General features: G+C 63.4%; 9 protein-coding genes. 4 read left to right on the top strand and 5 right to left on the bottom strand.

Annotation, left to right across the window (positions count from 1 at the left end; genetic code table 11):
• The first annotated feature begins 133 nt into the window (after positions 1 to 133).
• From EN884_RS11175 to EN884_RS11165, 3 genes are all read left to right on the top strand, one after another.
• Positions 134 to 1627, top strand: a complete 1494-nt coding sequence (locus EN884_RS11175; protein ID WP_024503382.1) for a PLP-dependent aminotransferase family protein — start codon at positions 134 to 136, stop codon at positions 1625 to 1627.
• A 192-nt stretch (positions 1628 to 1819) separates the two neighbouring features.
• Positions 1820 to 3409 (top strand): trimethylamine methyltransferase family protein, encoded by a 1590-nt coding sequence (locus EN884_RS11170; protein WP_027161820.1) that lies wholly within the window; start codon positions 1820 to 1822, stop codon positions 3407 to 3409.
• Positions 3410 to 3471: 62 nt separating this feature from the next.
• Positions 3472 to 4701 (top strand): aromatic ring-hydroxylating dioxygenase subunit alpha, encoded by a 1230-nt coding sequence (locus EN884_RS11165; RefSeq protein WP_063169932.1) that lies wholly within the window; start codon positions 3472 to 3474, stop codon positions 4699 to 4701.
• 146 nt (positions 4702 to 4847) lie between these two features.
• On the opposite strand, the gene EN884_RS11160 is transcribed toward EN884_RS11165, so the two are convergent.
• The 4 genes from EN884_RS11160 to EN884_RS11145 form a co-directional block, all read right to left on the bottom strand.
• A complete protein-coding gene (locus EN884_RS11160; protein WP_082826722.1) occupies positions 4848 to 5246 on the bottom strand; it encodes a hypothetical protein in 399 nt (132 codons plus the stop codon).
• Between the two features lie 64 nt (positions 5247 to 5310).
• The gene (chrA, locus tag EN884_RS11155) at positions 5311 to 6699 is read right to left on the bottom strand and encodes a chromate efflux transporter (protein ID WP_063169930.1); all 1389 of its coding nucleotides are present in this window, start codon (positions 6697 to 6699) and stop codon (positions 5311 to 5313) included.
• Entirely contained in the window at positions 6696 to 7514 is an 819-nt protein-coding gene (locus tag EN884_RS11150; protein WP_063169929.1) for a chromate resistance protein ChrB domain-containing protein, read from the bottom strand. Before EN884_RS11150 ends, chrA begins: the two co-directional genes overlap by 4 nt.
• Before the next feature lie 215 nt (positions 7515 to 7729).
• Complete coding sequence (locus EN884_RS11145; RefSeq protein ID WP_013528004.1) at positions 7730 to 9535, bottom strand: IlvD/Edd family dehydratase; 1806 nt, start codon at positions 9533 to 9535, stop codon at positions 7730 to 7732.
• A 146-nt stretch (positions 9536 to 9681) separates the two neighbouring features.
• On the opposite strand from EN884_RS11145, the gene EN884_RS11140 reads away from it, so the two are divergent.
• Positions 9682 to 10134: a carbon monoxide dehydrogenase subunit G gene (locus tag EN884_RS11140; protein ID WP_013528005.1), complete on the top strand. Its 453-nt coding sequence runs from the start codon at positions 9682 to 9684 to the stop codon at positions 10132 to 10134.
• Between the two features lie 27 nt (positions 10135 to 10161).
• Here the strand turns inward: EN884_RS11140 and EN884_RS11135 are convergent.
• A partial coding sequence (locus tag EN884_RS11135) for an Mrp/NBP35 family ATP-binding protein (RefSeq protein WP_164894976.1) occupies positions 10162 to 11140 on the bottom strand: 979 nt, incomplete at its 5' end.

The raw sequence follows: 11140 nt of genomic DNA, 5'->3' as shown, positions 1-11140 counted from the left end.
ATCAAAAGGACGTGAAGGATCACTGGCATAAATCCCAACGATCAGAAAAATTGATTGGCGCAACCCCTTGTGCCACGGTTACGTTCGGCTGGTCCAGCCAAACGAAAAAGGCTGGCCATCGAGGAAATCTCCCATGCCACAGCGAAACGACACGGCGATATGGTCCGGCCTGTTCCGGATTTCGGCCGAATCCGGCCAAACCCTGCAGGCGCAGATCCGCCAGGCCATCGTAGCCGCCATTCTCGACCGCCAGATCGCCGCTTCGATGCCGCTCCCTTCCTGCCGCATCCTGGCCGAAAAACTCGGCGTCGCGCGCGGAACCGTGGTGCTGGCGTTCCAGCAGCTCGTCGACCAGGGTTTCCTGGTGGCGCGCGAGCGGCGTGGCCATTTCGTCAATCCCGATGTGCTGGCGACACCGGCCAAGCCGCACCAGAAGGCGCCCGACCAGGCCAATGAGATCGACTGGAAGGCACGCCGCAAGATCGCCGCAAGCGACATGCCGCCGCCGGCCAAGCACGAGAACTGGATCAAGTCGTCCTATCCTTTCGTCTACGGGCAGTTCGACCCGGCGCTGTTCCCGACCGCTGAATGGCGCGAGTGCAACCGCATGGCGCTTGCCGTGCTGGAAATCCGCAACTGGGCATCCGATATGGTCGACCGTGACGATCCGCTGCTGATCGAGCAGATCCAGGCGCGGCTCCTGCCCCGGCGCGGCATCTTCGCCAATCCCGACGAGATCATCGTCACGCTGGGCGCCCAGAACGCGCTCTACATGCTGGCGACGCTGCTGATGTCCAAGGGCTCCAAGGTGGCGATGGAGGACCCCGGTTACCCCGACGCGCGCTCGATCTTCCGCCTTGCGGGCGCAGAGATACAGCCGGTGCCGGTCGACCAGTCCGGCATCGTAACTGCTTCTATTCCCAATGATTCCGGCTTCGTCTTCGTCACGCCCAGCCATCATTGCCCGACCATGGTGCCGTTGTCGGCGGAACGGCGGCAGGATCTTCTGGCGCGCGCCAACCGCTACAACCAGATCATCATCGAGGACGGCTATGACAGCCAGCTTCTCGACGAGGCACCGCAGCAAGCGCTGAAGAGCCTCGATCGTTCCGGCCGCGTGGTCTATGTCGGCTCGATGTCCAAGACGCTGGCTCCCGGCCTGCGGCTCGGCTACATCGTGGCGTCTGCCGGACTGATCGCGGAGCTCCGGGCGCTGCGCCGCTTCATGCTGCGTCATCCGCCGGCCAACAATCAGCGCGCCGTCGCACTGTTCCTGTCGCTCGGCCACCACGAGGCGCTGGTGCGGCGGCTGTCGTCAGCCTTCGACGAGCGGCGCAAGCGGCTGGTCCATGCGATTTCCGCCTTCCTGCCGGAATGGCGCTCGACCGATTCGGCCGGCGGTACGTCGCTGTGGCTCGAAGGGCCGCGCGGCACCGATTCGCGCGGGCTTGCCGAGGCAGCGGCCTCGCGCAGCGTCATCATCGAGCCAGGCGACCGCTTCTTCGATCGCACTGAAAAGCCTTCGCGTTTCATGCGGCTGGGCATCTCGTCGATCGCGCTACAGCACATCGAGCCAGGCATCCGCGAACTGGCCACGGCCGCCGGACGCAGACCCGCGGCCGCCTGATCCATCATCGACCTCTCGTGACCGGAGCCGCTCGCAGCGGCTCCGGTATTTTAGTTCTGGCACATGGAACTGAGCCAGCTGGCCCATAGGATGGGCCAGTGCCGGCGGCATAGTCGGCGTCATCAGGGGAAGAAGCAGGCCGATGGTGGACCAACCGCCACGAGTTCCTGCCGACGAAGTTGGAGTGCTTCCATGCCAGTGGCTGTCGAACAGCAGGACACGCCGGCGAACCGTCGTCCACAACGCTCCGGTCTTCGCGAAACAGGACATGCCATGCGATCATCTCCCCTGGTGGAGGATGCCAGACCACAGCACAAGGCCATCGAGGGCGGCGGCTACGGGCCGCTTCGCGGGGATGACCGCGAGCGTATCCACGAAGGCGTGCTGACGCTTCTGGAGACAGTGGGTTTCGCCAACGCCATTCCTTCCTGCATAAAGGTGCTGACCAAGGTGGGGGCGATCCATGGCGACGATGGCCGGGTCCGCTTTCCGCGCGCGCTCGTGCTCGACACCATCAAGCGGGCGGCACGACATTTCACGCTTCATGGCCAGGACCCCAGGCACGACATGGTGGTCCAGGGCAAGCGCGTGCACTACGGCACGGCAGGCATCGCCGTGCACCTGGTGGATCTGGAGAAGCGTGAGTACCGCGAATCCAAGCTGCAGGATATTTATGATGCCGCCCGCATCGTCGACGGGCTGGACAACATTCATTTCTTCCAGCGGCCGATGGTGGCGCGCGACATCGCCGATCCGCTCGAGATGGATTTCAACACGCTTTATGCCTGTGTGATGGGAACATCGAAGCACGTCGGAACATCCTTCACGGTGCGTGAGAACGTGAAGCCTGCACTTGAAATGCTGTACGCCATCGCCGGAGGCGAGGAGAATTTCCGCGCCCGGCCATTCGTTTCCAACTCCAATTCATTCGTCGTGCCGCCGATGAGGTTCGCCGAGGATGCCTGCGGCGTGCTCGAGGCCTGCGTCGAAGGCGGCATCCCGATCCTGCTGCTGTCGACCGGCCAGTCGGGCACGACGGCACCCGCCGCGATGGCCGGCGCCGTCGTGCAGGCAGTGGCCGAAGTGCTGGCCGGCCTGGTCTATGTCAACGCGCTCAAGCCCGGCCATCCGGCGATCTTCGGCGCATGGCCGTTCATGTCCGACCTGCGCACCGGCGCCATGGCCGGCGGGTCGGCCGAGCAGTCGGTGGCAACGGCGGCCTGTGCCCAGATGGCGCAATTCTACGACCTGCCCGGTGGCTCCGCCGCCGGCATGACGGATTCGAAATTGCCCGATATTCAGTCCGGCTACGAAAAGGGCATCACCAATGTGATGGCCGGCCTCTCCGGCCTCAACCTCGTCTATGAGGCGGCCGGCATGCATGCCTCGCTGCTCGGCTTCTGCCTGGAGAGCCTGGTCATCGACAACGACATGCTCGGTCATTGCCTGGGCTGCGCGCGTGGCATCGACGTGACTGACGAGGCCCTGTCGATCGACAGCATCGCGGAGGTCTGCCTCAAGGGTCCAGGCCACTATCTCGACAACGAACAAACGCTCAAGCTGATGCAGACCGAGCACTTCTATCCTGCCCTCGGCGATCGTTCCTCGCCGAAGGAATGGAACGAAAAAGGCCGGCCTGATATATTGCTGCGTGCGATCACCGAGAAGAAGCGCATTCTTGCCGAACGATTTCCGCGCCATGTGCCAAAACAGGTCGACGACAGATTGCGTGCCCGTTTCGGCAACCTGATCCACCTGCCGCGCACGCATATGGGCGGCTGACCGGAGACAAGTCTCGTGCAGCCATACAGCCATACACGACCAACCATCGGGCAGAACGACAAATGAGTGTGCATCCTATCCAGCAAGCCCCCACCGACGGCGACGCGATCGATCGGCTGGTGGCATCTCATCGGCCAGGCCACGGCCTGGTGCGTGCCTTCTATCATGACCCGGCGATCTTCGAGCGCGACATGGAACGGGTCTTTCGCCGCCACTGGCATTGCCTGGCCCACGCCAGCGTTATCCCGAACCCCGGCGATTTCGAGCTGTTCAAACTGGGCGACGAGGCGGTCATCCTGACACGCGGCATGGATGGCACCGTGCATGCCATGCTCAACGTCTGTCGCCACCGCGGCGCCGAGGTCTGCACCAAGCAGAAGGGCAACGCGAAGATGTTCGTGTGCCCCTACCACGCCTGGGCCTATTCCAATGACGGATCGTTGCGCGCTGCCCGCCTGATGCCAAAGGATTTCGACCGCACGGCGCACGGGCTGAAGAAGCTTCATGTCCGCGTCGCATCCGGTCTGGTCTTCATTTCCTTCGCCGAGACGCCGCTCGATTTCGATCCGATCGAACAGTCGCTGCGAACGAGCTGCGGCCAGTATGGCTGGGGCGACGCCAAGGTTGCGTATCGTCAGTCCTATCCGCTCGACGCCAACTGGAAGCTCGCCGTCGAGAACTATGTCGAATGTTACCATTGCGGGCCGGCGCATCCGGAATATTCGCAGACGCATGCGCTGGAAAAGCCGGCAGAAATGATCGAGCAGCTCAATGCGGCGATGGAGCAACGCACCTGCGCGCTCGGCATCGAGATCGGCAGCGCCAACCGCTGGCAGAACTCGGCGGCCGGCCAGGAAGCAATCCACACCTTCCGCTATGCGCTCTATGACGGCGTTTCGAGCGGCAGCCAGGATGGATCGCCGGTGGCCCCGCTGATGGGACGCTTCTCCGACTATGACGGTGGCGTCACTTCCATCCATCTCGGCGGCACGACCTTCCTCGTATGCTATCCCGATCACGGCATGATCTACCGCTTCATCCCGAAAACGGCTGGCACCTGCGAGATGGAGCTGATCTGGCTGGTGCGCGGCGACGCGGTCGAGGGCCAGGATTACGATCTGGAGAAGCTGACCTGGCTGTGGAAGATCACCACCGAAGAGGACAAGAAGATCATCGAGCACACCGCGCGCGGCGTGCGCTCGCACTATTTCGTGCCCGGACCTATCGCGCCGATGGAATACAACGAACTGCGCTACATCGGCTGGTATCTCGAGGAGATCAGCCGGGCCTGAACGGCTCGGCTGCCTTAGAGCATTCACCGTTTCACGGAAACGGCGATCTGCTCTAACTCTTTGTTTTGACGCAATTCTAGACGGAAAACCGCTCACACTTTTCCTAGAATTGCTCTAGGAGAATCAGGCAGATCTTGCCTTTCGCGTCATTCCGCGCTGAGCCCGTATCGGTCGACGACTTCGGGGTTGATGAGCTTGGCATGCAGCGTCATCAGCACGATCTGCGCGTCGAGGCTGTCACCGGCTTCAAGCGCCGCCTCGATGCGGCGCTCGGCTCCCAGCGTCCGCTCATGGCCATTGGCTTGCTCGAAGGTTTCGGGACCCGCGATGCAATAGCTGCATAATTGTGCCACCGACGCATAGGTGCCCGGTGGCGGCTCGTCGGGCCAGCGATCCTTCATGAGATTGACGAGGGTAAGCTTCACGCCCTCCGGCACAAGGGCTGGATGCAGATCGGCGCCGCGCAATGCATCGTCGAGCTGCCTCAAGTCGCCCGAACGGCCGAACACTCCGAGGAAGCCGAGGGAAGATCGCCGTCCGGCCATGATGTTTCCTTCCATTTCCAGCCCACTTAGGTGGTGGGCAAGCGGATTGCAAAGGCGGTGCTGTCTAACCAGCCGCCGCCAGCAAGATCCCTGCAAGGGCGGATAGCGCGAGTGTCGGCAGCATGCCGACTTTCAGCTTCAGGATGGCGACCATGGCGGCCACGGAAAGCAAGGCCGCGCGCCAGTCGATCGACGAAGGCACCGGCACGTTCATGCCAAGGCCCGTTGCGTGCACCTCACGGAAGATGACGTGCAAGGCAAACCATAGGGCCAGATTCATAATTACCCCGACAACGGCGGCGGTGATCGCGCCCAGTGCGGCCGACAGTGCCTTGTTGCCGCGCAAGGCCTCGATGTAGGGCGCACCGAGGAATATCCAGAAGAAGCAAGGCGTGAACGTCACCCACAGAGTGAGCAAAGCCCCCAGCGATCCGGCAACCAACGGGTCCAGCGAGCCGGAATGGCGGAACGCGGCGATGAAGCCGACGAACTGCAGCACCAGGATGAGCGGCCCTGGCGTGGTTTCGGCGAGCCCAAGGCCATCGACCATTTCACCCGGCACCAGCCAGCCGAAGGACTGGACGGCTGCCTGTGCGACATAAGCGAGGACCGCATAGGCGCCACCGAAGGTGACGACAGCCATGAGACTGAAGAACCGGCCTATCTCGGTCCAGACGCTTGCAGAGCCGGTGAACCACCAGATCAAAAGAACAGGCCCGAGCCAGAGCGGCAGCCAGATCGCGACGGTGCGCGGTGCATGCCATCTGGTCGGTTTGACATGGGCCAGTTCGCCACGCTCGAACATCAGGTCGACCGCTCCCTTGAAGTCGGCAACATCGTCCTTGCCATGGGCCGAGCCGAAAAACAGGGCGGGAGCAATGCGATCCCCCAGCCATCCCGTCAGGCCGGCTAGCAGGACGATGAGCGGAAAGGGCACATTCAACGCATAGATGGCGATGAACGCCGCGACCGCGATCGACACCATGACCCGGTTCTTGAGGGCACGCCGGCTGATCCGGACCACCGCCTCGACGACAATGGCAAGCACAGCCGCCTTGACCCCGAAAAACAGCGCCGCGACAAGCGGCACGTCGCCATAGAGGACGTAGAGGCTGCTCAAGGCGAGCATGACGAGCGCGCCCGGCAAGACGAACAGGATGCCGGCGACAAGGCCGCCGGCCGTCCTGTGCAGCAGCCAACCGATGTAGATGGCGAGTTGCTGGGCTTCCGGGCCAGGCAGCAGCATGCAGTAGTTCAGCGCGTGCAGGAAACGCCGCTCACCGATCCAGCGCCGCTCCTCGACCAGTTCCTTGTGCATCAGCGCGATCTGCCCGGCCGGACCGCCAAAGCTGAGCAATCCGATTTTCGCCCAGACCTTCACGGCCTCGGTGAAGGTCGGTGCAGCCGGCACCGGGACGGTTCCCGCCTTATTGTCCGGGACAAGAGCGGTCACGACGGCTTACCCGCAGCCGGCCAGTTGTGCGTTTCTTCGGTGGCGTCGCGACACCAGCGGAAGAACGCGTCGTAGAGCAGCATGCCTGCTTCCAGTTGTTCCAGATCGTCGCGGTACATACGCGACAGACCAAGCGAGGCAGCCAGAAAGCCGGCCGCCTGAGGCACCAGGTCAAGGCTTGCAGTGTCGGCCGCCCGCACGATTGCAGCGAGGCGATCGAGCGCCGCGGATTCCAGCCCGAACTCCTCGATCATCGTGTCGAAGGTGCAGCGCTCGCCGCGATGGCTCCAAAACACATTGTCGATGTCGAACGGCACGGCCTGAAAGCGGTCGGCAACAGCCAACACTTCAGCGGGTTCGACGAACAGGAACACCGCGTCGGGGTCGACGAAACGCCGGATCAGCCACGGGCAAGCGATGCGGTCGACCTTCGGGCGCGATCGCGTCACCCAGACGTTGGCGCCCTTTTCATTGCGTGGCGACATCTTGGCGGTGCGGGCCAAAAGCCCTCCGGCATCGCGCCAGGCCTCAAACCCGCCTTCGAGAGATTCAGCTGATATCCCCTCATGGCGCAGCCATGCGGCCACGCCTTGCGAGAGCTTTTGCCCCCTCTGGCAAACGACGGCCACCGGCTTGCCGGCGAACGTGGCCGCCCAGGTTGAAACGGTTTTGAAATCGCGACGGCACGACGCCGGCAACAGCCGCGGATCGGCGTCGAAATCTTCATCTATGCGAACATCGACAACGACTGGGGCGCCCGGCAGACCTATGAGCCGGGACAATTGCGGTACGGTGATAGCGGTTGTTGACGGCATGGCGTCCACCTCCTGAAAAGAGAAGCTTGGACGCGAACGTTGGGCTGACGCCTCACGGGGTCGTCGCGATGCACCCCTTGTCATGATGGTGGATTTGTTGGGCGCGCTTGTCAAGGACGGTGGCCGTTCTCGACCTACCCGGCCGCGATGCAACACGCTGACCGGAAAACCGACGGCGGCCTGATTTGATCAAGCCGCCATCCGTCGATCCAGAATCAATGATTGTCCCTGGGGACACCGCTGGTGTGCGCGACATCCTGGTATTTCACCGCCGGCTTCAGCACCATTCCCTCCGAAAACTGCGCGACCATACCGCGCTGGATCTCCTGCCAGGGCGTCTGGTGCTCGGGATAGTGGAAGCCGCCATTGTTCTGCAGTTCGGCGCGGCGCCGGGTGATCTCGTCGTCGGTGACGAGGATGTCGGCCGTGCCCTTGCGCAAGTCGATGCGGACCCGGTCGCCCGTCTTGAGCAGCGCCAGTCCGCCGCCGATCGCCGCTTCCGGCGAGGCGTTGAGGATCGACGGCGAACCCGACGTGCCCGACTGGCGGCCGTCCCCGATGCAGGCGAGCGCGTGGATGCCCTTCTTGATGAGATAGGCCGGCGGCTGCATGTTGACGACCTCGGCACCGCCGGGATAGCCGACCGGGCCGGCGCCGCGCATGAACAGGATGGTGTGTTCGTCGATGCCTTGCGCCGGGTCGTCGATGCGGGCGTGGTAATCCTCCGGCCCGTCGAAAACCATGGCGTTGCCTTCGAAAGCCTCGGGATCCCTAGGATTGGACAGATAGCGCTCGCGAAACTCGGGCGAGATGCCGCTGGTCTTCATGATCGCCGAATCGAACAGATTGCCCCTGAGGTTGATGAAGCCGGCATTGGCCTTCAGCGGCTTGGCGACAGAGCGGATGACGTCGGGGTTTTCGTTGGCGACGCCCTCGCTATTCTCGCCGATCGACTTGCCGTTGACGGTGCGTGCGCCGGGATGCGGCAACAGGTCGCCCTTCATCAGTTCGGCAATGACCGCCGGCACGCCGCCGGCATGATGGTAGTCCTCGCCAAGATATTCGCCCGTCGGCTGCAAATTGACCAGCAGCGGCACATTGAGGCCGACCGTCTGCCAGTCGTCATTGTCGAGCTTGACACCAAGGTGGCGGGCGATGGCATTGAGGTGGATCGGCGCGTTGGTCGAGCCGCCAATGGCCGAATTGACGACGATGGCGTTCTCGAAAGCCTCTCTCGTCATGATGTCGGACGGCTTCAGATCCTCATGCACCATCTCGACGATGCGTTTTCCGGTCTCATAGGAAATCTGGCCACGCTCGCGGTAGGGCGCGGGAATGGCGGCCGAGCCCGGCAACTGCATGCCAAGCGCCTCGGCCAGCGAGTTCATCGTGGTGGCGGTGCCCATGGTGTTGCAATAGCCGGTGGACGGCGCCGACGAGGCGACGATGTCCATGAACTCGTCATAATCGATCTCGCCGGCCGACAGGCGCTGGCGTGATTCCCAGACGATGGTACCGGAGCCGGTGCGCTTGCCCTTGTGCCAGCCATTGAGCATCGGCCCGACCGACAGCGCGATCGCCGGAATGTTGACGGTGGCCGCTGCCATCAGCAGCGCCGGCGTCGTCTTGTCGCAACCGATGGTCAGCACGACGCCATCGAGCGGGTAGCCGTAAAGCACCTCGACCAGGCTGAGATAGGCAAGGTTGCGGTCGAGCGCTGCGGTCGGGCGCTTGCCGGTCTCCTGGATCGGATGGCAGGGGAACTCGAACGGAATACCGCCCATCGAGACGATGCCTTCGCGCACACGCTTGGCCAGTTCGATATGATGACGGTTGCAGGGCGACAGATCCGAGCCGGTCTGGGCGATGCCGATCAGCGGCTTGCCGGACATCAGTTCGGCGCGCGTCAGGCCGTAATTGAGATAGCGCTCGAGATAGAGAGCCGTCATGCCCGGATTGTCGGGATTGTCGAACCACTCCTGCGAGCGAAATTTTTTCTTATGGGTGGGGGCGCCTGCCATCATGGTCTCCGTATTTGTAAGACAAATCGATATGGCAACGCGCGGGAGCAGGCAAGAGGGCGTGCGGTCGCAACCGGACTTTGGTGCGATAGACACGCACCAAGCCGTGCGTTACGGGTTCGGACAGTCTTGTCCGGGAGGTTTTCATGGCTTTGGTGATCGAAGGCGAGGAGCGCATTGCCGCACCGCTGCAAAAAGTGTGGGAAGCGCTGAACGATCCCGAGGTCTTGAAGGCGACCATTCCCGGTTGCCAGAGCCTGGAGATGAAGTCGCCGACCGAGATGGCGGCAACCGTGGTGGTGAAGATCGGACCGATCAAGGCGACGTTCAACGGCGAAGTGACGCTGAAGAACCTGAAGCCGCCGCACTCCTACACCATCCAGGGCGAAGGCAAGGGCGGCATTGCAGGCTTCGCCAAGGGTGGCGCCGACGTGACGCTGACGGCAGATGGACCCGACGCCACGATATTGAACTACGCGGCCAAGGCCGATGTCGGCGGCAAGATCGCCCAACTCGGCAGCCGGCTGATCGAATCGACCTCGAAGAAACTGGCCGGACAGTTTTTTTCCAGCTTCGGCGAGAAGGTCGGCGCGGCCTAGGCTGCAGAGCGGCGGCTACCGAACAAGCTACTCGAAAACAATACTCGGCACCGCCGCTGCCGCAGCACCACGCTCTTCGTTAACCCGGTCCCAGACCTTCGAGGCGATGTCGCGGTAGATTTTCGCCTCGGCGCCGTCGGGCTTGGAGACGACAACCGGCGTGCCGGCATCCGAGCTTTCGCGAATGCCCATCTCGAGTGGCACCTCGCCGAGGAAGGTGACGCCAAGGCGCTCGGCCTCGCGCCGCGCCCCGCCATGACCGAAGATGTCGTAGCGCTTGCCGGTGTCCGGGGCGATGAAATAGCTCATGTTCTCGACGATGCCGAGCAGCGGCACGTCGACCTTCTTGAACATGTTGAGGCCTTTTCGCGCGTCGATCAGGGCCAGGTCCTGCGGCGTCGAGACGATGACGGCGCCAGCCAGCGGCACCTGTTGGGCCATGGTCAGTTGCGCGTCGCCGGTGCCGGGCGGCATGTCGACGACGAGCACGTCGAGCCGACCCCATTCGACTTCACGCAGCATCTGCGTCAGTGCCGACATCACCATCGGGCCACGCCAGATCATCGGCGTTTCCTCGTCGACGAGGAAACCCATCGACATCACCTTCAGGCCGTAATTCTCCATCGGTTTCAGGATCTTGCCGTCGACGGTCTGCGGCCGGCCGTGGATGTTGAGCAGCCTTGGCATGGACGGGCCGTAGATGTCGGCATCGAGCACGCCGACGCGCAGGCCGTTGGCGGCGAGGCCGAGCGCGATGTTGACGGCGGTGGTCGACTTGCCGACGCCGCCTTTGCCGGAAGCAACGGCAATGATCGCTTCGATACCGGGCACGCCACGCTTGCCCGAGCTGTGCGAGGCCGGCGCGTGCGGAGCCGCACGCGGCGCGGCGGCAGCGGGCGCAGCCGGCGGAACGGGCCTGGGTGCGGGGCGCGATGGAACCGGCGCCTCCATGCCGCCGCCCCTCTTCTCCGCCGTCAGCGCGACGACGGCGCCGGCGACACCGGGG

Origin of the sequence: Mesorhizobium sp. M7A.F.Ca.AU.001.01.1.1 (assembly GCF_004022735.1) — a bacterium.
Lineage (GTDB): Bacteria > Pseudomonadota > Alphaproteobacteria > Rhizobiales > Rhizobiaceae > Mesorhizobium > Mesorhizobium ciceri.
This window is presented reverse-complemented; position numbering and strand designations above follow the sequence as displayed.

Coding starts and splice junctions, on each gene's coding strand:
- EN884_RS11165 (WP_063169932.1), top strand. CDS start 3,472: ATGAGTGTGCATCCTATCCAGCAAGCCCCCACCGACGGCGACGCGATC.
- EN884_RS11160 (WP_082826722.1), bottom strand. CDS start 5,246: ATGGCCGGACGGCGATCTTCCCTCGGCTTCCTCGGAGTGTTCGGCCGT.
- EN884_RS11175 (WP_024503382.1), top strand. CDS start 134: ATGCCACAGCGAAACGACACGGCGATATGGTCCGGCCTGTTCCGGATT.
- EN884_RS11140 (WP_013528005.1), top strand. CDS start 9,682: ATGGCTTTGGTGATCGAAGGCGAGGAGCGCATTGCCGCACCGCTGCAA.
- EN884_RS11145 (WP_013528004.1), bottom strand. CDS start 9,535: ATGGCAGGCGCCCCCACCCATAAGAAAAAATTTCGCTCGCAGGAGTGG.
- EN884_RS11150 (WP_063169929.1), bottom strand. CDS start 7,514: ATGCCGTCAACAACCGCTATCACCGTACCGCAATTGTCCCGGCTCATA.
- EN884_RS11170 (WP_027161820.1), top strand. CDS start 1,820: ATGCCAGTGGCTGTCGAACAGCAGGACACGCCGGCGAACCGTCGTCCA.